The following is a 23,241-nucleotide window of genomic DNA, read 5'->3' as shown; positions in this document are numbered from 1 at the left end:
CCGGACGGCCGCCAAGAACCGGGGATCCGGGAAACCGGGTCAGGCAGGAACGCGGCTCGCTGCGATCGACGGCGCGTCAACCGCCGGCACGCCGTCGCCGTGCTGGCCGTAGAGCCAGTCGTTGTACTGGAAGTCGTTGTCCTTCCGGCTCTTGAAGAGCAGGTTGCGCAGCGTCCGGCCGAGCCCGGCGACGTGCCAGGACTCGCCCCAGACGCGGGCCGTGCGCTGGACCCGGGCGGTCCGAGCGGCGCGGACGTCGTTGAACTCCCTGATCGCGGTCTCCCACGCCCCTGGATGCACACCGTCCTCGGCGAACACCGTGCCGCTGCTGGCATCCTGCAGCGCGGCAGCGTCCTCAAGCGCCTGGCATGCGCCCTGGGCCAGGTACTGGAGCATCGGGTGGGCCGCATCGCCCATCAGCACCATCCGCCCGGCGACCCAGTTCTCGATCGGCTCACGGTCGTACATGGGCCAGCGGATGCCGGTGGCCAGGTTCTTGAGCGCGGCCTGGACCTGCGGGACGCAGTCCTCGTACGCGGCTTCGAGCTCATCCACCCCGCCGTACTGCTCCTCGCCGCGCTCGAAGGACGGCGATTTGAACACAGCGACGGTGTTGAGCAGCTCGCCTTTGCGCAGCGGGTACTGCACCAGGTGGCAGTCCGGGCCCAGGTAGACGATGACATCCTCAAGATCGGCCTTCGGGGTGTCCTCGGTGATCGGGACGGTGCCGCGGTAGGCCACGTACGCGGAGGAGACGGGCTCGTCATCGGACACCAGCGGGCGCAGCGCGGACTTGAGTCCGTCGGCAGCGATGACGACGTCGGCTTCGTAGTCCGTGCCCCCGGCAGTCCGTGCCACGCCGCGGCCGTTCACGGTCTCGACGCTCTCGACGGTGACGTCGTTGACCAGCGTGACGCCGGCGGCCTCGCAGCCTTCGAGCAGCACCCGGTGCAGGTCGCTGCGGTGGATCACCACATACGGCGCGCCGTAGCGTTCGGCGAACTCGCCGCCCAGCGTCTGGCGCGTCAGCTCCTCGCCGGTCAGCGCGTCACGGAAGACCAGGTGCTTGGGCTGGACGCCGATCTCGAGGGCCTTTTCGAGCAGCCCCCAGCGCTTGAGAACGCGGGAGGCGTTGGGCGCCATCTGCAGCCCCGCGCCGACCTCGCCGAATTCGGGGGCCCGCTCCACGAGGGTGACGTTGGCGCCGTTTTCCCGCAGCGCGAGGGCTCCGGCCAGTCCGGCCATTCCGCCGCCGACGACGAGGACGTCGGTGGACGTGGCGTGCTCAAACATTGCTTGCTCCTTGAGGGATTGAGGGGGTGGTCTTGAGGTTGATGCCGACGGCGACCAGCAGCACCGCGGCGATGGCGGCTGCGCCGGCGAAGGCGAGGAAGTTGGAGTTGACGCCGAGGCCGGCAGCCAGCAGGAGGCCGCCGATCTGCGGGGCGGCGACGGCGCCGATCCGGCCCGTGCCCAGCGCCCAGCCAAGGGCCGTCCCGCGCAGGTGCTCCGGGTAACGGTTCGCGACGGCGGCGATGATCAGGCACTGGGTGCCGTGGGTGCCAACACCGGCGAGCACCAGCATGAGGTAGACGACGCCGACCGGGGGCCCGCTCACGAGCACCACGAGGGCGACGGCGGCGACGGCCGCTGCGGCGATCGCCGTCGGAACCGGGCCGAAGCGCGTCCCCGCCCAGGCGGTCAGGACCGAGCCGGCCACCGCGCCGAGGTTCAGGGCCAGCGCGAAGGTGAGGGCGGAGCCGAGGTTGTAGCCGGCCAGCTGCATGAGGTTGGGCAGCCAGGTGCCCAGTCCGTACCAGGCAAAGAGGGTGGCAAGCGTCGCGAGGGCGAACAGCACGCTGACCCCGAGGTACGGCGCACGCAGCAGGGAGGAGAAGCCCGAGCGCCTCCTGGGCGCCCGGAGCGCCTGCCCGGCAGAAGCCGTTCCTGTCGCGGCAGTGCTGGCTGTCCCGGCAGTGCTGGCTGTCCCGGCAGTGCTGGCTGTCCCGGCGGTGCCGGCCGAAGCCAGCGTTTCGGGAAGGTACTTCAGTCCGAGCGGCACGACGATCAGCATGGCGAGAACTGCCACGAGGAACATGGACGGCCAGCCGAAGGCAGGGATCAGCGCGATGCCCACGAGGGCCGCGACGGAACCGCCGATCGGGACGCCGGACATCATCAGGGTCGCGATCGTGGACCGCCATTTGGTGGGGACCAGCTCGGCGACGAGGGCATTCGCCGAGGGAACCAAACCACCAAGGCCAACGCCGGCGAGGAGCCGAAGGGCCCCGAAGACGGGTGCGTTGGGCGCAAAGGCGCAGAGGATGGTGAAGAGCGAAAAAAGGATGGCGCATCCGAGGATGGTCCGGCGCCGGCCCCAGGCGTCGGCCATCCGGCCGGCGAAGATCGCACCGATCATCATGCCGAGGAATGCCATGGAACCGATGGTTCCGGCGGTGGCCTTGGTCAGCCCCCAGCCGGTCTGGGAAATCAGGGAGGACTGGACGGTCCCGTAGACGATGAGGTCGTAACCATCAAAGACCACGAGGAGCCAGCAGACGAGGACGGCAGCGGCCGACGCTTTGGAAAACCGGGGAGCAGGCTGGCGGGCAGGTTCGGCGGCCTGGGAGGCGGGCCGCTCCGGCGCTGCAGCGGAAGTTGTGTGATGCATGCCACTACTGTGGTGGCGCCTATATCGGGGTCACAATACAATTCTGTTGTGCAGAACACATCCCCGGCCCGGTCCCCCCGCAAGCCGATCCAGAAACGGCCGACCTACTCCATTGAGGCGGTGGACAATGCCCTGCAGCTGCTGCAGCTGCTCCGCGACGGAGGAGCCCTGCGGCTCAAGGATGCCGCCGCAGAACTGGGGGTCGCACCCTCGACCGCCCACCGCCTGCTCGCGATGCTGGTCTACCGCGGGTTCGCCGTGCAGGACGAAACCCGGCGCTACGTACCCGGGCCGGCGATGGGAGTCGGTCCCGCCGGGCTGGGCTGGACCAGGCTGCTGCGCACGCTTGCCCAGCCGCACATGGAACTGCTCTCCGCCCGGCTTAACGAGACGGTCAATCTGATGGTGCGGGTGGGCACCAAGGTCCGGTTCCTGGCGACCGTGGAGGGGACCAACGTGCTGCGCGTCGGCGACCGCCAGGGCACGGTGATGCCGGCCAACAGGACCTCCGGCGGCAAAGCGATGCTGGCCGAGCTGGACACGGCGATGATCGACCAGCTCTTCCGCAGCCACAACGCGGAGATCGGCGGAGACACCATTGACGATGACGAATACCCGGCCTTCCTCCGGGAACTTGAGACAGTGCGCAGCAATGGTTTCGCGGCGAATTTCGAGGGCACCGAGGAGGGTGTCAGCGCGCTCGGGATCGCACTGCACAACAAACGCGGCGCAGTGGTGGGGGCACTGAGCGTCGCGACGCCCGCCACCCGCTTCCGGAAGGTGTTCGATGCGGGCCTGCTGCCGGCGCTGCGGGAGACCTGCCGCCAGCTGGAGATCGACATCGCCGCCAACCCGGCCGAGGAGGGCTGAGCCCGGCAAACCTCAATTCTGGCAGCCAGAATATGTTGGAGATCACACCGCGGCCTGCGTAGCGTCGGGAGTACGTCGAAGAACGTTCCCATGAACCTAGGAGGCTCCCGTGTCCATCAGCGCCGAGAACACGACTCATGAAACAGTGGCCGCGGGGCACGCAGCCCCGGAACCGACTACCGAGGAGGCTGCCCAGCTGGAGCAGCTCTACCGCGACTTCGACCGCGGGAACCTGATCCCGCTCTGGACCGAGATCGCGGACCTGATGCCGATGGTTCCCTCCCCCAGGGCGGTCCCGCACGTCTGGCGGTGGAACGACCTGTACCCGCTGGCGGCCCGTGCCGGCGACCTGGTTCCCGTCGGCCGCGGCGGCGAACGCCGCGCAATCGCCCTCGCCAACCCGGGCCTGGGAAACACCCCGTACGCCACACCCACGCTGTGGGCCGCCATCCAGTACCTCGGGGCACGCGAGACCGCCCCGGAACACCGCCACTCGCAGAACGCGTTCCGCTTCGTCGTCGAAGGTGAAGGCGTTTGGACCGTCGTCAACGGCGACCCGGTGCGGATGTCCCGCGGAGACTTCCTGCTTACCCCGGGCTGGAACTTCCACGGCCACCACAATGACACGGACCAGCCGATGGCCTGGATCGACGGCCTGGACATTCCGTTCGTGCACTACGCCGACGCCGGGTTCTTCGAGTTCGGCACCGAGCGCGTCACCGACGAGGCCACCCCGGACATCTCCCGCTCCGAGCGGCTGTGGGCCCATCCGGGGCTGCGTCCGCTCTCCGGCCTGGACGACACCACCAGCTCCCCCATCGCGGCCTACCGCTGGGAGTACACCGACAGGGCCCTGCGGGAGCAGCTGCTGCTCGAGGACGAAGGCCACCCTGCCACTGTGTCCCAGGGCCACGCCGCGGTCCGCTACACGAACCCCACCACCGGCGGCGACGTCATGCCGACCATCCGCGCCGAGTTCCACCGCCTCCGCGCCGGAGCCGCGACGGAGACCCTGCACGAAGTCGGCTCAAGCGTCTGGCAGGTCTTCGAAGGCCGCGGCTCCGTGGTGCTCAACGGCGAGACCCGGACGCTGGAGAAGGGCGATCTCTTCGTGGTTCCGTCCTGGGCTGCCTGGTCCCTCCAAGCCGAGACCGAGTTCGACCTCTTCCGCTTCAGCGACGCCCCGATTTTCGAACGGCTGAGCTTCAACCGCACCTACACCGAAGGACGCAAGAACGCATGAAACTCCTCACCCTGCGCACCGTCAACGGGACGAAAGCGGTCCGCCAGGACGGCGATACGCTCACCGAGGTCGACGGCTTCGCCGACGTCGGCGAGTTGCTCCGCTCCGCGGACTGGGAAGCCACCGCGCGCGCCGCGCACGGTGCCACCCACCCGTTCGAAGGCGCGGACCTCGACCCCGTCGTCCCCTCCCCCGGCAAGATCATCTGCGTGGGCCACAACTACCGCAACCACATCAAGGAAATGGGCCGGGAAGTCCCCGGGTTCCCGACCCTGTTCGCCAAGTACCCCGAGTCCCTGATCGGCCCCTACGACGATCTGGCACTGCCGCGGGAATCGGACGCCGTGGACTGGGAAGCCGAGCTCGCCGTCGTCATCGGCAAGAAGGGCCGCCGGATCAGCGAAGCCGACGCCGCGGACCACATCGCCGGCTACGCGGTGCTCAACGACGTGAGCATGCGGGACTACCAGTTCCGGACCATCCAGTGGCTGCAGGGAAAGACCTGGGAGAAGTCGACCCCGTTCGGGCCGGCACTGGTCACCAAGGACGAGTTCACGACCGGTCCGCTGATGACCTCCGAGGTCGACGGCGAGATCCAGCAGCAGACCCCTACGGGGGACCTGGTCTTCACGCCCGAGTTCCTGGTTTCCTACATCTCCACCATCATCACGCTGAACCCCGGGGACGTGATTGCCACAGGGACGCCCGGCGGCGTGGGCCACGCCCAGGAGCCGAAGCGCTACCTGCAGGACGGCGAGCTTCTGGTCACCACCATCGACGGGCTGGGACAGCTGAAGAACCGCGTGGTCAAGGAAGCCTGATGGTTGCCCGCCACGACCTGACAACGGACCCGGAGCTGCTGGCGGCGCTGCTGCAGGCGCGGCGCGGCACAGCTTTCTTCGCCCGCAAGCTCAACGAGCTCTCGGACTCGGACCTCGACGGTGCGTCGCTGCTGCCGGGCTGGACCCGCCGCCACGTCACCGCCCACATCGGCTATAACGCCCGGGCCGTCGCCCGGCTGATCGAGTGGGCGGCAACCGGGGTGGAAACACCGATGTATCCCTCGCCCGAGGTGCGCAACCACGAGATCGAGTTTGGCGCCACGCTGAGCCCCATCGCGCTGCGGCACCTGTTCGACCACTCGGCGGTGCACCTGAATGTGGAATGGCGCGACCTGCCGGAGGACGCGTGGCGGCACACGGTGCGCACGGCGCAGGGCCGCGAAGTCCCGGCCAGCGAGACGGTCTGGATGCGCAGCCGGGAAGTCTGGATGCACGCCGTCGACCTGGACAACGGCGCGTCCTTCCGCGACATCCCGGTGGCCGTGCTCGAGCGGCTGCTCTTGGACATCACCGGCGCGTGGAAGGCCCGCGGCACCGACAAGGGGCTGGCAGTCAAGGTCACGGACCGGGACCTTGCATTCGGGGACACCGCGTCGGTGGACGCCACCGTCGTCACCGGCACCCTGGCAGCCATCGTTGAGTGGGCAGCGGGCCGCGGCGACGGCGGCGTGACCGCGGTCGCGCCGGGCACCGGTGCCGCTCGCACCGCGCCGGCCGCGCCCAAGTGGATCTGAGCGGCCGCAGACCTTCGCGCATATACAAGTGATGCCGCCTCCGCAGGTGCGGAGGCGGCATCAGCTGCATATTCGCGAGCCGCAGCGTGGAATGACCCCGCCGGCAGGCTTCGGCCCTGAGCCGGCGTCAGTCCTCGAGGCGGTCTTCGTCGATACGGCGGTCCCCCGCCGCCTCGGCGTTGGCGTCCTCGTCGATCTCTTCGTCCCGCTTGTACGGGTCCGCGTCGCCGGCGTGGCGCGCGTTGGCCGCCAGCCGGGCTACCTCGGCGTCGCGCTCCTTGGCGGTGCGCAGCAGCTCCTCGAGGTGGCTGGCGTTCACCGGGATCTCATCCGGCACGAACTCGAGCGTCGGGGTGAGCCGCACAGTGATGTTGCGGCCGACCTCCTGGCGGAGCACACCCTTCGCCGATTCCAGCGCACGGCGGGTGTCCGCCTGCTGGGTGTCGTCCCCGAAGACCGTGTAGTACACCGTTGCGTGCTGCAGGTCGTTGGTCACCCGCGCGTCCGTGATGGTCACGAACCCCAGGCGGGGGTCCTTCACCCGGCGCTCCAGCGCCTGCGCCACCACAACCTTGATCCTGTCCGCCAGTTTGGCGGCGCGAGCCGGATCAGCCATTGTTCTTCTCCTCCTGGTTGGTTCCGCGCGCGGGGGCGGACAGCCGAAGCCATCCGCCCCCGTGCGACAGGCCGGGCGTCCCCGGAGGCACCGAGGTGCTCCCGGGGACCCGCGGGGCTAGGCCCGCGGCTTCTCCCGCATCTCGAAGGTCTCGATGATGTCGGCTTCCTTGACGTCGTTGAACGACCCCAGGCCGATACCACACTCGAAGTCCGCCCGGACCTCGGTGGCGTCGTCCTTGAAGCGGCGCAGCGACTCGATGGTGAGGTTGTCCCCCACCACGACGCCGTCCCGCACCAGGCGAGCCTTGCTGTTCCGGCGGATGATGCCGGTGCGCACGATGGAACCGGCGATGTTTCCGAACTTGGAGGAACGGAAGACCTCGCGGACCTCCGCGGTGCCCAGCTGGGCCTCCTCGAACTCCGGCTTGAGCATGCCCTTGAGGGCGTTCTCAATATCATCGATGGCCGCGTAAATGACCGAGTAGAAGCGCATATCCACGCCCTCGCGGTCGGCCAGTTCGGCAACACGTTCCGCCGGGCGGACGTTGAAGCCGATGATGATGGCGTTGTCGACGGTGGCCAGGTTGACGTCGTTCTGCGTGATGGCACCCACGCCGCGGTGGATGACGCGCAGCTGCACGTCCTCGCCGACGTCGATCTTGAGCAGCGAGTCCTCCAGAGCTTCGACCGCACCGGAAACGTCACCCTTGAGGATGAGGTTAAGCGTGTCGACCTTGCCTTCGGCCACAGCCTTGTCGAAGTCCTCGAGGCTGATGCGCTTGCGGCGCTTGGCGAGCTGGGCGTTGCGGTCCGCGGCTTCACGCTTCTCAGCGATCTGACGGGCCGTGCGCTCGTCGTCGGTCACCAGGAAGGTGTCACCGGCACGCGGCACGGACGAGAGGCCGAGCACCTGCACGGGGCGCGACGGGCCCGCCTCCTCCACGGTTTCGCCGTCCTCGTCGAACATTGCACGGACGCGGCCGTGAGCCGTGCCCGCCACAATGTTGTCGCCGATGTGCAGCGTTCCGGACTGGACCAGCACGGTGGCAACCGCGCCGCGGCCCTTGTCCAGGTTCGCTTCGATGGCCACACCGCGCGCGTCCTTGTTCGGGTTCGCACGCAGGTCCAGCGCGGCGTCCGCGGTCAGCAGGACGGCCTCGAGCAGTTCCTCGATGTTCAGGTTCTGGCGTGCGGAGACGTCCACGAACATCGTGTCGCCGCCGTACTCTTCCGGAACCAGTCCGTACTCGGTCAGCTGGCCGCGGATCTTGTCCGGGTTGGCGCCTTCCTTGTCGATCTTGTTCACGGCCACGACGATCGGCACATTGGCCGCCTGGGCGTGGTTGAGAGCTTCCACCGTCTGCGGCATGACACCGTCGTCGGCGGCGACCACGAGGATCGCGATGTCGGTGACCTTGGCACCACGGGCACGCATGGCGGTGAACGCCTCGTGGCCCGGGGTGTCGATGAAGGTGATTTCCCGCGGGATGCCCTCGTGGTCGTGCACGATCTGGTAGGCACCGATGTGCTGGGTGATGCCGCCGTGCTCGCCGGCCACGACGTCCGAGTTCCGGATCGCATCCAGCAGGCGGGTCTTACCGTGGTCGACGTGGCCCATGACGGTCACAACCGGAGGACGTGCCTCCAGTTCCTCGTCGCCTTCGGCTTCCAGTTCGGCGTCAAGGTCGATGTCGAACGAGTCGAGCAGCTCGCGCTCCTCGTCCTCGGGGGACACCACCTGGATCTTGTAGCCGAGTTCGGCGCCCAGCAGTTCGAACGTTTCCTCGTCCAGCGACTGGGTTGCCGTTGCCATCTCACCAAGGTGGAACAGCACGGTCACCAGTGCGGCGGGGTTCGCCTCGATCTTGTCGGCGAAGTCCGTGATGGAGGAACCACGGCGCAGACGCACGACGGTGTTGCCGTCGCCACGGGGCACACTCACGCCGCCCAGCGACGGTGCGCTCATCTGCTCCAGTTCCTGCCGCTTCGCCCGCTTCGACTTGCGCTGCTTGCCGCGGCCGGCGCCTCCCTTACCGAAGGCACCCTGGGTACCGCCGCGTCCGCGGCCGCCCTTGCCGAAGCCGCCGCCGGCGGGAGCTCCGCCGCCGCCGGTACCGGGCGCACCCGGACGGCCGCGGCCCGGACCGCCGGCACCGGGGCCGCCACGGCCCGCGGGAGCCGGACGCTCCGTGCGGTTGGGCATCATGCCCGGAGTCGGACGAGGACCGCCAGGACGCGGTGCGCCCGGACGGGGAGCACCGGGACGGGGTGCGCCCGGACGCGGGCCGGCTGCACCGGGAGCCGGACGGGGGCCACCCGGACGCTCGCCGGCTTCTCCGCCGCGGCCCGGACGGGGCATGCCCTGGGAGGTCGCGAACGGGTTGTTGCCCGGACGCGGACCGCCGGCACCCTGGCCAGCGGGCCGGGGAGCACCGGGACGGGGTGCGGACGAACGCTCGCCGTCGCCTCCGCGGCTGCCCGGACGGGGCATGCCCTGGGAGGTCGCGAACGGGTTGTTGCCCGGACGCGGACCGGCACCGTGGCCGGCCTGGGCCGCCGGAGCCTGAGGTTCAGCCGGGCGCGGGCCGGGGCGCACGCCGGGCTTCGCAGCCGGAGCGCCAGCCGCAGCCGCGGGAGCGGCCGGAGCTGCCGGAGCTGCCGGAGCAGCAGGCTGGGCGGCCTGCGGGGCCTCGGCGGCAGCCTTGGCCGGAGCCGAGGGCGCGGGAGCGGAAGCTGCCGGAGCCGAGGGCGCCGGCGCTGCAGCACGTGAAGGCGCAGCCTTGGGCGCTGCGCCGTGGGGGTAGGCGTCGCGAAGCTTCTTCACGACGGGCGCCTCGATTGTCGAGGACGCGGAGCGAACGAATTCGCCCAGTTCCTGCAGTTTTGCTACTGCATCTTTGGAAGTAATACCGAGCTCTTTGGCGAGCTCATGTACGCGGACCTTGGCCACATTTCTCCTGTCTCGGTCCGCACCGAGCCAGGTACGAACCGTCTAATTCTTACTGCTGCGCGCAGCGCCCTCGAGGAGGACACCCGCGCCGGCGGCAGAGCACAATGAAGTACTCATCGCTGGGAACTCATCGGGTTTCCATCAGTTTTCTGACCCGCTTTCAGGTTGGACGGTTGTTGCAGCGGACGCCGGAGCGTCCTTGGTTGCGCTGAACCGGCGTTTGAGGTCCGCAGTCTCAGCCTCGCCTCGGAAGGCACGGTTGAAAGCACGCTTCTTAATTGCCAGGGACAGACAGGCCGGGTCGGGGTGCAGCCAAGCGCCCCGTCCGGCTATGCAACGCCGGGTGTCGACGACGACGGTTTTCACGCCGCGTTCGTCGACAGCCCGGGCAGTCCGCAACAGTTTCGACTGGATCTCCCGACGTCGGCATCCGACACAGGTGCGCACTGGTTCTGCTGGAGCAGTAGACATGGTGTCCGCCTCCTGCTCACTGGAACCGTGCTGAGAACCCGCGTGACGCTCAGTCGATTGATCCGGCCTTATCTATTCTACGCCTTCCCGCAGGCTGGCCCTTAACCGGCCTGCCGGACGGCGTCGGAGACGATGTCGATGCGCCAGCCCGTCAGCTTGGCGGCCAGACGCGCGTTCTGGCCTTCCTTGCCGATCGCAAGCGAAAGCTGGTAGTCCGGGACGACGACGCGGGCGGAGCGCGTGTCGGGATCGACGATGGTGACCGAATTCACCCGGGACGGCGAGAGCGAGTTGGCGATGAACGTCGCAGGGTCCTCGCTGAAGTCGACGATGTCGATCTTCTCGTCATTCAACTCGGTCATCACGGCCCGCACGCGGGATCCCATTTCGCCGATGCAGGCGCCCTTGGCGTTGATGCCGGGGATGTTGGCCTTCACCGCGATCTTGGTGCGGTGGCCGGCTTCCCTGGCAAGCGCCACGATCTCGACGGACTTGTCCGCAATTTCCGGCACCTCGAGTTCGAAGAGCTTGCGCACCAGGCCCGGGTGCGAGCGCGAAAGGGTGATCGAGGGGCCCTTGTTTCCGCGGTGCACGTCCACCACGTAGGCACGCAGCCGGCTGCCGTGGGTGTACTTCTCCCCCGGCACCTGCTCGGGCGGCGGCAGCAGCGCTTCCACGGTGCCCAGCTTGACCTGGACCATGTGCGGGTTGTGGCCCTGCTGGATCTGCCCGGAGACCAGCTCGCCTTCCTTGCCCCGGAATTCCCCGAGGACGTGGTCGTCCTCGACGTCGCGCAGGCGCTGAAGGATGATCTGCCGGGCGGTGCTGGCGGCGATCCGGCCAAAGCCCACGGGAGTGTCGTCGTACTCGCCGACCGGCACGCCGTCGTCGTCGAGCTCGCTGGCCCAGATCGTCACGTGGCCGCTCTTGCGGTCCAGTTCGGCCCGGGCATGCTGCTGGGCGCCGGAGGTCTTGTGGTAGGCCACCAGCAGGGCCTGCTCGATGGTGGGGATGAGCAGGTCCAAGGGGACATCGCGCTCCCGCTCCAACAGTCTGAGCGCGCTCATGTCAATGTCCAATTCAGGCCTCCTCTTCCTTCTCGCGTGTACTTGCCGCTGCCACCATTTCCTCGTGCGGGATGACCTCGTCCATGTGGGTGAACTCGACCTCCACATTTCCGCGGCGGATCTTCCCGTACGGGATGCGCACCGGATCACCCTGCTTGGGCTTCATGCCCTTCTTGACCGCGACCTCGGGCCTGACGGTCACCGCTTCGTCGTCGACGTCGATCAGGCGGCCGGTGACGTTTTCCCCCTGCAGAACGTTGACCTTCACCATGCGGCCGCGGGCTCGGTGCCAGTGCCGGGGCTCGGTCAGCGGACGGCTCACGCCCGGGGAGGAAACTTCAAGATCGTAGGGCCGGCTGTCCTGGTTGGGGTCGCGGTCCAGGTCGGCGGAGAGCTCTTTGGAGATCTCGGCGATCACGTCGAGGCCGACACCGCCGGACTCGTTCTCGGGCAGGTCCACCACCACGTGGACCGTCCGGTGCGAGCCGGCAATGTTGACACTGACGTCTTCGAGGAAGAGCCGGTGGGATTGAACGGTGGGTTCAAACAGTTCGCGCAGCCGTGCGGCCTCCGCTTTCGTGTCGCCTTGACCAGGCGCACTGCCGCGTACGGGTGCGTTGTCAGGACTGGGCTGGACTGTCATTGCCGCCTCCCATTAGATGATGTTGTGGGGTCTAGCCTACCGAGTTTCGGAGCAGCCCGCGCACCAAATATGCGCCGGGGCGCGGGAGCGTTGGTGCGGCGGCGCCACCCCGCCGATCATGAGATCATCGACTGTTGTGAGTAAAGCCGATCCCGCCGAGACAGCTGCCAAAGCGCCTGCCGCCAAACGACCGGGATCGCGCAGAGTCACCGTTCCGGCCGGGCCGCCCGCCGGCGCCGCGCAGGCCGAGCCCGCGCCCCTTGCGCAGCGCGAACCCGAGCCCCCGGCCGTTGCGGATCCGCAGCCGGAGCGGGAACCGGAACCGAAACCCGCCTCCAAGGCCGAGCCCGCGCCGGCCGCGGAGGCTGTGGAGCCGGAACCCGAACCCCAGCGCGAACCCGAACCCGAGCCGGTTGCGGAGCCCGAGCCCGCACCTGCCGTCGCGGAACCCGAGCCGGAACCCGAGCCCGCACCTGCCGTCGCCGAACCGGAACCGGAACCGGACACCGAGCCGGCTCCGGCAGGGTCCGGCGAGGCTCCCGCTGCCCCGGTGTTCACATCCAGGCGCGAGCGACGCAACGGCGAAGCGGCCCTGCGCGGGCCGGCTCCTGCCCCTGAGAAGGGCCAGCGCCCTGCCCCCAACGGCAACGCCGACCGCGACGCCGACCGCCTACAGCCCAGCAGCCCGGCACCCGCAGCCGTGCCCGCCCGGCGCAAGCATTCGGGAGCCGCCACCGCCGTGCGGGTGGCCCTCTTCGCGCTGTTGGCCGTGCTCATCATCAGCCTCGGTTCGGGTGTCTTCCGGGACCGGACGCTGCGTTCCTCCAACCCGGACGCCACCGAGCAGGCCCGGTCGGCCGCCTGGCAACGGACGTTGTCGCTCGCTTCCGATGCGGGCGCCCTGGCTGCCGCGAAACCCGCCCTCGGCGCCGTCCTTGGACCCCTGAAGCAAGCCCTCAGCGAGGAGGCAGCGGATTTGGCACCCGGAGCCGCTTCCTCATCCCCGGCAACCTCAGCATCCCCTTCCCCGGCACCCTCGCCGGCTGCCCTCGTCGCAGCCCTCGCGGACAGCGGCCGCCGGTCGCTGGCGGACGCAGTCACCGTTGACGGCGGAGTCGCCCGGGTGCTCGCCGCGTCCGGCACCGGCCAGCTCCTCCAAGCGCAGTCGCTGGCCACGGCGGCGGCCCTCCCCGCGCCCGGCCTTCCGGCCGTGGCCGCGGCCCCCGTCCCGGCTTCCCCGGAAGCCGATCCGGCGACGCCGCTGCCCGGAGCCTCCGGTTCACCCTCGGCGGGGCAACACTGCGACGCCCCGGTCACCCCGAGTCCAGGAGTGAATTCCGCCACCGCGCTGCAGGCCGCCGTTGCTGCGGAGTTGAAGGTCGTCTACGGCTACCAGGTCGCCACCACCCGGCTGCCCGAACCCGGATTCTCATCTGCCATGCGGATGCTCGACCAGCACCGCGTCGCGCTCGACTCCGCCCGGGCGGTCCTCGCGTCGCGGTGCCTGGCGATACCGCGAACAGAGCCCGGCTACGCCCTTGCCCCTGGATTCACGGATCATCCGGCAGCTGCGCTGGCCTCGCTCGAACAGGACCTTGCTGCTGTCTACGGCGATCTGGTGGCAGTCAGCACCGGCGAGGACCGGCAGCAAGCCATTGCCGGTCTGGTGGGCGCCGCCGAGCGCAGCCACGCCTGGGACGGCCGCCTTCCGGCCGCGCCCGGGCTCGGTTGAGGCCCAGGAAGGGAATCCTCACCTTCCTAGCGCCGGGCACGGCCCCATGCTTTGCTGGGTCCATGGCAACCACCGAACCTGTCACCGTGCACGACGACGAACCGCACCGCACCGACCTCGCCACGCGGCTGAACTGGCTGCGCGCCGGCGTGCTCGGCGCCAACGACGGCATCGTCTCGGTTGCGGCGATCGTCGTCGGCGTCGCCGGCGCCACCACCGAGTCGGGACCCATCCTGACCGCGGGCATGGCGGGCCTGGTTGGCGGCGCGATCTCCATGGCGCTGGGCGAATACGTCTCGGTCAGCAGCCAGAGCGACAGCCAGCGGGCACTCATCGAGAAGGAACGCCGGGAACTGGCCGAGCAGCCCGACGAAGAGCTTGCTGAACTGGCCGGCATCTACCGCCAGAAGGGCCTGAGCCCGGAGACGGCGCACCAAGTCGCGCTGGAACTCACTGAGCACGACGCGCTGGCCGCGCACCTGTCGGCTGAACTGCACATTGACGAGAACGACGTCGTCAGCCCGTGGCACGCCGCCTTCGCCTCCGCGGTCAGCTTCATCGTTGGCGCCATCCTGCCACTGCTGGCCATCCTCCTGCCGCCGGCGGCCTGGCGCGTTCCGGTGACGTTCGCGGCGGTGCTGGTGGCCCTGGCCATTACCGGCGGTCTTGGCGCCTTTATCGGCGGCGGTTCGAAGACCCGCGCCGGTGTCCGCGTGGTAGTCGGCGGCGCGCTGGCCCTGGCCGTGACCTTCCTCATCGGCCGCCTGCTCGGCGCCAGCGGCATCGTCTGACGCGGTGCCGGGGTCCGGGCCGCACGGCGTCGAGGTGCCGGCGGGCCTCCGCGCCCGTTACTCAACGACGCCGGAGCGGCGGAACTGGCTGCATCGTCTGCCTGGCCTCTTGGAACGGGCTTTCGACCGCTGGTCCCTGACCTTGGAACCGATGGCAGGACGGACCGCTTTCAGCGGCTACGGCGCCATCGTCGTGCCGGTGCTGGCATTCGGTCGGCAAGCTGTGCTGAAGGTGGCTTTCCCGCACGAGGAAGCCGCTGTGGAAGGCCACGCTCTGCGGCTGTGGAAGGGCCGGGGAGCGGTGGAAATGCTTGCCGACGACATCGGCGACTGCGCGATGCTGCTGGAGAGGCTGGACCCTCTGCACTCACTCGGGAACGAGCCCTTCGACACCGCCACCGCAGTCTGGGGAGCCATCGTCCGGGAACTCTCCATCGTCCCGGATGCCCGGCCCGAATGGGCTTCCCTGCCGTCCATAGCGGACCGATTGGAACGCTGGTCCGATGACCTGCCGGCAACGTGGGAGGAGCTCGGCAGGCCGTTCGGGCGGCGCCTGCTGGAAGCCGGGCTCGAAGTCTGCCAGACCCGCGGCGCCGTCGGCCGGCGCGGCGGCACCGATGTGCTGGTGCACACCGACCTGCACTACGAAAACATCCTCGCGCGCCCGCGCGCGGACGGCGGCTTCCTCGCGATCGACCCGCAACCCGCCGTCGGCGAAGCGGAGTTCGCGGTCGCGCCGATGCTCTGGAACCGGCTGGAGGGCCTTGAGCCGTCCAACCCGGAAGCGGCCCTCCGCATCCGGCTCGACGCCCTGTGCGCGGCAGCCGGGCTCGACGCCGGCGCCGCCACTGCATATGCAATCGCGCGGGAAGTCGACAACGCGCTCTGGTACGCGGCCAAGCCGCACCACGAACGCGAGCTGGCCCGCTCGGTGTGGGTCGCCGGCGCCCTCGCTGCGCGCTAGGGCCCCGGGTTACTGTCCGCCGTGGCCCAGGTTCTCGGCCCACACGTCGGCGCCGAGCTTCACGATCAGCACGGCCACCACCACGAGAAAAACCACCCGGATGAAACGGTTGCCGCGGCTGACCGCGGTCCGCGCACCAAGGTAACCCCCGGCCATGTTCGCACCGCCCAGCACCAGGCCCACGCCCCAGAGCAGCGAGCCGTGCGGCAGGAAGAACAGCAGCGCTCCGGCGTTGGTCGCCAGGTTCACGATCTTGGCCTTGGCGCTCGCTTCGAGGAACGCGTAGCCGAGCAGGCTCACCAGGGCTATCACCAGGAAGGAACCGGTCCCGGGCCCGATCAGCCCGTCGTAGAAACCGATCACGGCCCCGATCAGCATTGCCAGCAGGTAGTGCCGGCGGCCGCTGTGGCGCAGGGCCGTCAGTTCCCCGATTGCCGGTTTGAACAGCGTGAACAGCGCCACCGCGATCAAGGCGGCCACGATGATGGGCTTGAACACGGACGCCGGAAGGTTCGCCGCCAGGAATGCGCCGCCGAAACTGCCGGCCAGGGCCACCAGCGCCATGGGAACGGCCGTGCGCAGATCCGGTCCCACCCGGCGGTAGTAGGTGACCGCGCTGGTGGTCGTGCCGAAGATGGAACCCATCTTGTTCGTTGCCAGCGCCTGCACCGGCGAGATGCCCGGGAGCATCAGCATCACCGGAAGCTGCAACAGGCCGCCTCCCCCGACGACGGCATCGATCCAGCCGGCCGCGAAGCCGGCCACAATGACCAGCAGGAGGGTGCCGAGCTGGATCGACTCAAGTCCTGTCGCCAACACCTCCGCGGCTTAGCGGGCGGCCGCGAGCACGTACCGGACGGCGTCCGCCACCGGCACGTTCTCGGCTGCGCCGGAAGCGCGGTCCTTGATTTCGACGACGCCGTCGGCCAGTCCGCGTCCGACCACGAGGATCGTGGGCACGCCGATCAGCTCGGCGTCGCCGAACTTCACGCCCGGGGAGACCTTGGGGCGGTCGTCGTAGAGAACTTCCAGTCCCGCGGCGTCCAGCTGGGCAACCAGCTCTTCCGCCGCTGTGTAGAGCGCCTCGTCGCGCCCGGCGGCTACGACGTGGACGTCCGCCGGTGCCACGGCACGCGGCCAGGTGAGGCCCTTCTCGTCGTGGTTGGACTCGGCCAGCGCTGCGACCGCGCGGGTCACACCGATGCCGTAGGAGCCCATGGTCACCGTGACGAGCTTGCCGTTGCGGTCCAGGACCTTCAGCTCCAGCGCCTCGGCGTACTTGCGGCCGAGCTGGAAGATGTGGCCCATTTCGATGCCGCGGGCTGCCTCCAGCGGGCCGGACCCGTCGGGCGCCTCGTCGCCGGCGCGGACTTCGACGGCTTCGATGGTGCCGTCCCAGCCAAAGTCGCGTTCGGCCACCAGGCCGAAGACGTGGACGCCCTGGATGTTCGCCCCGGTGATCCAGCTCGAACCCGGCACCACTCGCGGGTCCACCAGGAAGAGCAGCTTGGAGCTGCCCTCGAGGCCGAGCACCGAAGCGTCCTTGCTCAGGCCCGGGCCGATGTAGCCCTTGATCAAGGCCGGGTTCTTCTTCAGGTCATCCTCATTGGCCGCCTCGACGGCGAGTTCGCCGCCGATCTCCAGGTGCGCCCCGATGTTGGCTTCCACGCGCTTGAGGTCGACGGCGCGGTCCCCTGGAACACCGATGACGACGACGCGGCGCTCGCCGGTGGGCAGTGTGACCGCCAGGACGACGTTCTTGAGCGTGTCAGCGGCCGTCCACGGGTTGCCCGCCCGGGGGAACCGGGCGTTCGCGTCCGCGACCAGGGTCTCAATCGTGGGCGTGTTGGGGGTTTCCTCGACGTGCGCGGCGGGCGCGTCGGTGTAGTCGATGGCCGGCGGCACGACAGTCGTCACGGCCTCGACGTTGGCGGCGTAGCCGCCGGCGGAACGGACGTAGGTGTCCTCGCCCACGGCCGTCGGGTGCAGGAACTCTTCGCTCTTGGACCCGCCCATGGCGCCGGAGACGGCGGAGACGGCGACGACCTCCAGCCCAAGACGCTCGAAGATGCGCACGTAGGCGCGCCGGTGCGCCTGGTAGCTCGCTTCCAGGCCCTCGTCGTCAATGTCGAACGAGTAGGAATCCTTCATCACGAACTCACGGCCGCGCAGCAGGCCGGCGCGGGGCCGCGCCTCGTCCCGGTACTTGTTCTGGATCTGGTACAGGCTCAGCGGCAGGTCCTTGTAGGAGCTGTAGAGGTCCTTGACCAGCAGGGTGAACATTTCCTCGTGCGTGGGGGCCAGCAGGTAATCGGCACCCTTGCGGTCCTGCAGCCGGAACAGGTTCTCCCCGTACTCGGTCCAGCGGTTGGTCGCCTCGTAGGGCTCACGCGGCAACAGTGCGGGGAAATGCACTTCCTGGGCGCCGATGGCGTCCATCTCCTCGCGCACGATCGCCTCGACCTTGGCCAGCACCTTCAGGCCCATCGGCAGCCAGGTGTAGATGCCCGGGGCGGCACGGCGGATGTAGCCGGCGCGCACGAGCAGCTTGTGGCTGGCCACCTCGGCGTCGACAGGGTCTTCCCGCAGGGTGCGCAGGAACATGGTGGAAAGGCGAAGGACCACAGCGGGAATCCGTTTCTTGGGCTGGCCGGACAGCGGGCGGCCCGGCGGAGGACAAACAACCGTGTACTAATGTATCGGCTCCCCGGCCCGCACCCGAACCGGTGACCCGAATCAGCCCGCAGGGCGGCCCCGCCGGTTGGCCAAACTAAAACAGAACGGTGGCGAACGTTCCGACCTGTTCGAAGCCGACCTTCTCATACGTGGCCCGCGCGCGGTGGTTGTAGTCGTTCACATACAGCGTGGTGGTGGGAGCGTACCGGCGCGCGAGGTGCACGACGGCGGCCATGTACCCGGCGCTGAGGCCGCGGCCCCGGTACCGGGGGTTCATCCAAACCCCCTGCACCTGGGTGGCCTGCTGCGACACAGCACCCAGTTCGGCTTTGAAAACCACATCGCCGGCGCCGTCGAGGTGCAGCAGGGAATGGCCGCGCTGGACCAGTCCGGCCACCCGGCGGCGGTAGAAGTCCTCGCCGCCCAGGAACGGCGAATACCCGACCTCCTCCTCGAACATCGCCACGCAAGCCGGCAACAGGTCCTCGAACTCGTCCATCGTGCCGAAGCCCAGCGCAGGGTTCGGCACAACCGGCGACTCCCCTGCGATGCTCAGCAGCGGCTGGTTGGACCTCACTTCGAGGGCCTGGGCGCCAAGCCCCTGCCACTGCGCGTAGATCGACATGACGGCGTTGGCCGGGCCGAAGATCGAGGAATAGCGCCGGCCGGAGCGGGCCAGCGCTCCCGCGTAGGCCGCTGCCTGCGCCGGTTCGACCTGCACCGGAACCACGTTGGCCCCGGCCCAGCAGGCACTGGCGAGCTCGCCGTCGTCGAAGTAGCCGAGGATAAGGGCGCCGGTGCGCGTGGGAGAGGCGCTGCCGCTGCCTTCCAGGTACGACGCGAGGAAGACGTTCGCCACGGGGTCTCGGTCCACCAGGCGGCGCAGGGAGGCCGTGTCCTCGGCGTCGAGGACACGAACAGGCTCCGCGGACTTAGCTGACGCTAACCACGGGGCCACCTTCGACAGCATTTTCGCCATCGCCCTCACCCATCTCCTCGGCAATCCTCATCGCCTCTTCAATGAGTGTCTCAACAATCTGGTCCTCAGGAACAGTCTTGATGACTTCACCGCGGACGAAAATCTGTCCCTTGCCGTTCCCGGAGGCGACGCCGAGGTCCGCTTCGCGCGCTTCGCCTGGCCCGTTGACCACGCAGCCCATGACCGCGACGCGCAGCGGCACTTCCAGGCCTTCCAGCCCTGCGGTCACCTGGTCGGCCAGCGTGTAAACGTCCACCTGCGCCCTCCCGCAGGAGGGGCAGGAGACGATTTCGAGCTTCCGGGGCCGCAGGTTCAGCGACTGCAGGATCTGGTTGCCGACCTTGACTTCCTCCACCGGCGGCGCGGAGAGGGAAACCCGGATAGTGTCGCCGATGCCCTGCGAGAGCAGGGCGCCGAAGGCCGTGGCGGACTTGATCGTGCCCTGGAAGGCCGGGCCGGCCTCGGTCACACCGAGGTGCAGCGGCCAGTCGCCACGCTCGGCCAGCAGCTGGTAGGCACGGACCATGACCACCGGGTCGTTGTGCTTGACGGAGATCTTGAAGTCGTGGAAGTCGTGCTCTTCGAACAGCGAGGCCTCCCAGACGGCGGATTCCACCAGCGCCTCAGGGGTGGCCTTGCCGTACTTCTGCAGCAGCCGCGGGTCCAGCGAGCCGGCGTTGACGCCGATCCGGATGGAGGTGCCGTGGTCCTTGGCCGCCTGCGCAATCTCCTTGACCTGGTCGTCGAACTTGCGGATGTTGCCCGGGTTCACCCGGACGGCGGCACAGCCGGCCTCGATGGCGGCGAAGACGTACTTGGGCTGGAAATGGATGTCCGCGATCACCGGGATCTGCGACTTCTTCGCGATGATCGGCAGTGCCTCGGCGTCGTCGGCGCTGGGGCAGGCGACGCGCACGATGTCGCAGCCCGACGCCGTCAGCTCCGCGATCTGCTGCAGCGTCGCGTTGATGTCCGTGGTTGGGGTGGTCGTCATGGACTGGACGCTGATCGGCGAGTCCGAGCCGACGCCGACCGATCCGACCTTGATCTGGCGCGTCTTGCGCCGCGGTGCGAGGACTGGCGGCGGTGCGGCTGGCATTCCCAAGTTGACCGAGGTCACTGTGTGCTCCTCAAAAGAGACATTCGAAAACTGCAGGTCCGGATCCGGGCTGGATCAGACCAGATGGGCGAACGCGCCGATGACGGGCTGCCATTCGGTGACCTTCAGGCCGGAGATGCCCCCGGCGTCCGCGAACGGGTCCTGGGCGAGGGTCGCGTTCAGGGCTGCTTCATCCTGCTCGGCGAAGATCAGCAGCGCCCCGGCTCCGTCCTTGAACGGGCCGGTGGCCAGCACCTTCCCCCCCTCGACCAACGAGGCCAGCCAGGCGCGGTGCGCGGGGCGGTGCTCGTTCCGCAGCGCGTCGGACTCGGCGTCGTACACATACTCAACGGCGAAGATAGTCATGGCTTCACAATATCCCGGCGCGGGCATGTGCAGGAAAGCGGGCCCTCCGGCTTCGTCAGCGCAGCAGGAACAGCCGGGCCAGCACCGCGCACGCGGCAGCCCACAGCAGGGAGGCGAGGGTGCCGATGATGAACCGCTCGGAGGCCGCAGGGGACTCCCGCAGTTCCGCGTACCTGCCCAGGCCCTTGACCGCGACAATGTAGGCGATCGCGACCGGCTCGTCGGTGAGAATTGCCACCGCGACGGCGAGGCGCTCCAGCAGCCCGATCACCAGGCCGCCGCGCAGCACGCGCCGGGCGGTCTCGGGGTCGGCTGCAGGCGGCTCCTCGGATTCCTCGCCGCTCGCCTCGCTCTCGCGGGCGTCCACCGTGCGCGCCAGGGAGAGGATCCCCGTTGTCACCGGCCAGCCGAGGCCGGCTGCCGCAACCAACGTCAGCAACACCCAGAGCACCGCCATCAGTTCTCCCCTCCCCGCCCGGCCTGGCGGTCCGCGCGCTCGAGCAGCACCGCCGCCGCCGGCCGCGCGGCCCATTCCTCCTGCCAGCCGGAGCGCAGCACCGCTTTGGAGACTGCCTGCGGCGTGATGCCCAGCTCGGCCGCCACCACGGCCTGGCGGCCCCGCACGCCGGGGCTGAGGCGGTCCAGCACGCGCCACTCGGCAGGAGTCCGGTGCGAGACGAGGGCTCCCAGCAGGCCCAGGACTGCCTCGGCGTCGGCGGCCGCCGGCGAGCCCTCGGCCGCCAGCGGCACGCGCTCGCCGCTCTTCTTCGCGCGTTCCACGGCCCGGCGGGCGGCCACGAAGGCCGGCCCCGAGGCTTCCCGCGGGCTGGCGGGCAGCGGCAAATCCACGTCCCCCACCCCGATGCCGACGTACCAGTTCCGGTCCCGCAGGGCGCGCAGGCATGCGTCGACGACGGCGTTGGCGTCCTTGAAAACAGCCTGGACTTCGTCGCCCACGGAGCGCTCAAAGCCGAGCTCCGCCGGAACGGAGCCTACGAGATCGAGCAGGGCGGGGACGAGGTCGCCGCGCTGCCGGCTCCCCCGCTGGTCCATCGTCACCACGAACATGGGTCAACCGTATCCGACTGACTCGAGGAAATCAACCTATTTCGGGTTCATTTCCGATATCAACCGCGCGGGATCAGCCGAGGGGCGGGATCAGCCGAAGATGTTCACCGGCTTGACGATGTCCGCGTAGATCAGCAGGGCGCTCATGCCCAGCAGCAGCGCGCCCACCACATACGTCAGGGGCAGCAGCTTGGCGATGTCCACCGGTCCCGGGTCGCGGCGGCCGAACAGCTTCGCGATCCGCCGCCGGGCCCCCTCATAGAGGGCTCCGGCGATGTGGCCGCCGTCCAAAGGCAGCAGCGGGACGAGGTTGAAGACGAACAGGGCCAGGTTCACCCCGCCGAGCAGGCTCACGAGCGTGGCAGCCTTTGCCACCGCAGGCACCTGGTCGAGGCTGGCCACCTCGCCGGCCACGCGGCCGACGCCGACCACACTGATAGGACCGTTCGGGTCCCGGGGTTCGTTGCTGAAAGCGGCCTTGCCGACCGCGACCACCCGCGCGGGCAGGTTGACCACAACCCCTGCCACCCGTGCGATGTTGTCACCCACGGCAGGCAGCACGGCACTGGCCGGCTGGGGCACGGTCTTCGAGGCGGCCCCCATGCCGACAAACCCGACGTCCTGGTACTGCTGCTTGCCGTTCGCGTCCAGCACCGGCTGCCCGTCCGCTCCCACCACCGGCCGCGAGGTCAGGACCGGGGTGATCGTGGTGTTCACCAGCTGGCCGCCGCGCTTGACGGTGAGCTTCTCCTGCTTGCCCGCGGAGGACCGCACCATCGCCGTGAACTGGTTCCAGCTGGTGACCGGCGTGCCGCCGAGGCTGACCACCTCGTCGCCGGGTTGGATACCGGCCGCAGCCGCGGGGGTGGGCTTGCAGGCGGCGGTGTCGGTGCCAGCGGTCCGGCCCTGCTGGACCTGGCACTTGGAGACGTCGGCGATGGTCGTCGTCGCCTGCGGTGTCCCGAACCCCATCAGCAGCACAGCGAACAGCACGACCCCGATGAGCAGGTTCATCGTCGGGCCGCCCAGCATGATGATGACTTTCTTCCAGACCGGAAGCTGGTAGAAGAGCCTGCCCCTGTCCTGGTCCGTGATCTCTTCGGCCGAGGCGGACCGGGCCTCCTCGGCCAGCGTCTGGAACATGCCGGTGCTGGAGGCCCGGACGGGGCCGCCCTCTTTGGCCGGCGGGTACATCCCGACCATGGAGACGTAGCCACCGAGCGGAATCGCCTTGAAGCCGTATTCCGTCTCGCCCTTGGTGCGCGACCACAAGGTGGGTCCGAAGCCGATCATGTACTTGGTGACCCGGACGTTGAAGAGCTTCGCGGGCAGCAGGTGGCCGACCTCGTGCAGCGCGATGCTGGCGGCAATGCCAACCGCCATGATCACGACGCCGAGGATGAAGAGGAGGACTGTCACGCTGGTTGCGGTTCCTTAATGCTCGAAAATGCCTGTGC

The 23,241-nt window shown here is 69.1% G+C and carries 22 protein-coding genes; 7 read left to right on the top strand and 15 right to left on the bottom strand.

Going from position 1 to position 23,241, the window contains the following annotated elements; all coding sequences use genetic code 11:
* Positions 1-39: 39 nt before the first annotated feature.
* A complete protein-coding gene (locus KIH31_RS08790) occupies positions 40-1,293 on the bottom strand; it encodes an FAD-dependent oxidoreductase (RefSeq protein WP_214426693.1) in 1,254 nt (417 codons plus the stop codon).
* Entirely contained in the window at positions 1,286-2,671 is a 1,386-nt protein-coding gene (locus KIH31_RS08785; RefSeq protein ID WP_214426692.1) for an aromatic acid/H+ symport family MFS transporter, read from the bottom strand. Before KIH31_RS08785 ends, KIH31_RS08790 begins: the two co-directional genes overlap by 8 nt.
* A 48-nt stretch (positions 2,672-2,719) precedes the next feature.
* Here KIH31_RS08785 and KIH31_RS08780 point away from each other — a divergent pair, with 48 nt between their 5' ends.
* From KIH31_RS08780 to KIH31_RS08765, 4 genes are all read left to right on the top strand, one after another.
* Entirely contained in the window at positions 2,720-3,541 is an 822-nt protein-coding gene (locus tag KIH31_RS08780; protein WP_214426691.1) for an IclR family transcriptional regulator, read from the top strand.
* Positions 3,542-3,650: 109 nt separating this feature from the next.
* The gene (locus KIH31_RS08775) at positions 3,651-4,784 is read left to right on the top strand and encodes a cupin domain-containing protein (protein ID WP_214426690.1); all 1,134 of its coding nucleotides are present in this window, start codon (positions 3,651-3,653) and stop codon (positions 4,782-4,784) included.
* A complete protein-coding gene (locus KIH31_RS08770; RefSeq protein ID WP_214426689.1) occupies positions 4,781-5,605 on the top strand; it encodes a fumarylacetoacetate hydrolase family protein in 825 nt (274 codons plus the stop codon). The genes KIH31_RS08775 and KIH31_RS08770 overlap by 4 nt, the downstream gene beginning before the upstream one ends.
* Complete coding sequence (locus tag KIH31_RS08765) at positions 5,605-6,360, top strand: maleylpyruvate isomerase family mycothiol-dependent enzyme (protein WP_214426688.1); 756 nt, start codon at positions 5,605-5,607, stop codon at positions 6,358-6,360. Before KIH31_RS08770 ends, KIH31_RS08765 begins: the two co-directional genes overlap by 1 nt.
* A 127-nt stretch (positions 6,361-6,487) precedes the next feature.
* Here the strand turns inward: KIH31_RS08765 and rbfA are convergent, their stop codons facing one another.
* From rbfA to rimP, 5 genes are all read right to left on the bottom strand, one after another.
* The gene (gene rbfA / locus KIH31_RS08760) at positions 6,488-6,976 is read right to left on the bottom strand and encodes a 30S ribosome-binding factor RbfA (RefSeq protein WP_214426687.1); all 489 of its coding nucleotides are present in this window, start codon (positions 6,974-6,976) and stop codon (positions 6,488-6,490) included.
* Positions 6,977-7,093: 117 nt separating this feature from the next.
* Positions 7,094-9,928 carry a translation initiation factor IF-2 gene (gene infB, locus KIH31_RS08755; RefSeq protein ID WP_214426686.1) on the bottom strand — a complete coding sequence of 945 codons (2,835 nt, stop codon included), beginning with the start codon at positions 9,926-9,928 and terminating at the stop codon, positions 7,094-7,096.
* A 141-nt stretch (positions 9,929-10,069) separates the two neighbouring features.
* Positions 10,070-10,399 carry a YlxR family protein gene (locus KIH31_RS08750; protein ID WP_214426685.1) on the bottom strand — a complete coding sequence of 110 codons (330 nt, stop codon included), beginning with the start codon at positions 10,397-10,399 and terminating at the stop codon, positions 10,070-10,072.
* A 101-nt stretch (positions 10,400-10,500) separates the two neighbouring features.
* Positions 10,501-11,478, bottom strand: coding sequence for a transcription termination factor NusA (gene nusA, locus KIH31_RS08745; RefSeq protein WP_214426684.1), 978 nt, complete (start codon positions 11,476-11,478; stop codon positions 10,501-10,503).
* Position 11,479: 1 nt separating this feature from the next.
* Entirely contained in the window at positions 11,480-12,109 is a 630-nt protein-coding gene (gene rimP / locus KIH31_RS08740) for a ribosome maturation factor RimP (protein WP_214426683.1), read from the bottom strand.
* A gap of 136 nt (positions 12,110-12,245) precedes the next feature.
* Here rimP and KIH31_RS18310 point away from each other — a divergent pair, with 136 nt between their 5' ends.
* The 3 genes from KIH31_RS18310 (at position 12,246) to KIH31_RS08725 (ending at position 15,596) form a co-directional block, all read left to right on the top strand.
* Positions 12,246-13,841: a DUF4439 domain-containing protein gene (locus tag KIH31_RS18310; RefSeq protein ID WP_214426682.1), complete on the top strand. Its 1,596-nt coding sequence runs from the start codon at positions 12,246-12,248 to the stop codon at positions 13,839-13,841.
* A gap of 62 nt (positions 13,842-13,903) precedes the next feature.
* A complete protein-coding gene (locus KIH31_RS08730) occupies positions 13,904-14,632 on the top strand; it encodes a VIT family protein (RefSeq protein ID WP_214426681.1) in 729 nt (242 codons plus the stop codon).
* A gap of 151 nt (positions 14,633-14,783) precedes the next feature.
* A complete protein-coding gene (locus KIH31_RS08725; protein ID WP_214426680.1) occupies positions 14,784-15,596 on the top strand; it encodes an aminoglycoside phosphotransferase family protein in 813 nt (270 codons plus the stop codon).
* 9 nt (positions 15,597-15,605) lie between these two features.
* On the opposite strand, the gene KIH31_RS08720 is transcribed toward KIH31_RS08725, so the two are convergent.
* From KIH31_RS08720 to KIH31_RS08685, 8 genes are all read right to left on the bottom strand, one after another.
* Complete coding sequence (locus KIH31_RS08720; RefSeq protein ID WP_214426830.1) at positions 15,606-16,412, bottom strand: TSUP family transporter; 807 nt, start codon at positions 16,410-16,412, stop codon at positions 15,606-15,608.
* Between the two features lie 12 nt (positions 16,413-16,424).
* On the bottom strand, positions 16,425-18,221 hold the full coding sequence (locus KIH31_RS08715) for a proline--tRNA ligase (protein WP_214426679.1): 1,797 nt from the start codon (positions 18,219-18,221) through the stop codon (positions 16,425-16,427).
* A 145-nt stretch (positions 18,222-18,366) separates the two neighbouring features.
* Positions 18,367-19,242 (bottom strand): DUF4081 domain-containing GNAT family N-acetyltransferase, encoded by an 876-nt coding sequence (locus tag KIH31_RS08710; protein ID WP_214426829.1) that lies wholly within the window; start codon positions 19,240-19,242, stop codon positions 18,367-18,369.
* Positions 19,205-20,371: a flavodoxin-dependent (E)-4-hydroxy-3-methylbut-2-enyl-diphosphate synthase gene (gene ispG / locus KIH31_RS08705; RefSeq protein ID WP_214426678.1), complete on the bottom strand. Its 1,167-nt coding sequence runs from the start codon at positions 20,369-20,371 to the stop codon at positions 19,205-19,207. The genes KIH31_RS08710 and ispG overlap by 38 nt, the downstream gene beginning before the upstream one ends.
* 54 nt (positions 20,372-20,425) lie before the next feature.
* Positions 20,426-20,716: a YciI family protein gene (locus KIH31_RS08700; RefSeq protein WP_214426677.1), complete on the bottom strand. Its 291-nt coding sequence runs from the start codon at positions 20,714-20,716 to the stop codon at positions 20,426-20,428.
* 55 nt (positions 20,717-20,771) lie between these two features.
* Positions 20,772-21,173, bottom strand: coding sequence for a hypothetical protein (locus KIH31_RS08695; RefSeq protein ID WP_214426676.1), 402 nt, complete (start codon positions 21,171-21,173; stop codon positions 20,772-20,774).
* Positions 21,173-21,784 carry a MarR family transcriptional regulator gene (locus tag KIH31_RS08690; RefSeq protein ID WP_214426675.1) on the bottom strand — a complete coding sequence of 204 codons (612 nt, stop codon included), beginning with the start codon at positions 21,782-21,784 and terminating at the stop codon, positions 21,173-21,175. The genes KIH31_RS08695 and KIH31_RS08690 overlap by 1 nt, the downstream gene beginning before the upstream one ends.
* Positions 21,785-21,874: 90 nt before the next feature.
* Positions 21,875-23,167 carry an RIP metalloprotease gene (locus KIH31_RS08685; RefSeq protein ID WP_214426828.1) on the bottom strand — a complete coding sequence of 431 codons (1,293 nt, stop codon included), beginning with the start codon at positions 23,165-23,167 and terminating at the stop codon, positions 21,875-21,877.
* Positions 23,168-23,241 lie beyond the last annotated feature (74 nt).

The organism is Paenarthrobacter sp. DKR-5, assembly GCF_018531425.1.
GTDB lineage: Bacteria > Actinomycetota > Actinomycetes > Actinomycetales > Micrococcaceae > DKR-5.
Note: the sequence above shows the minus strand (reverse complement) of the source record. Positions and strands in the feature narration are given on the sequence as shown.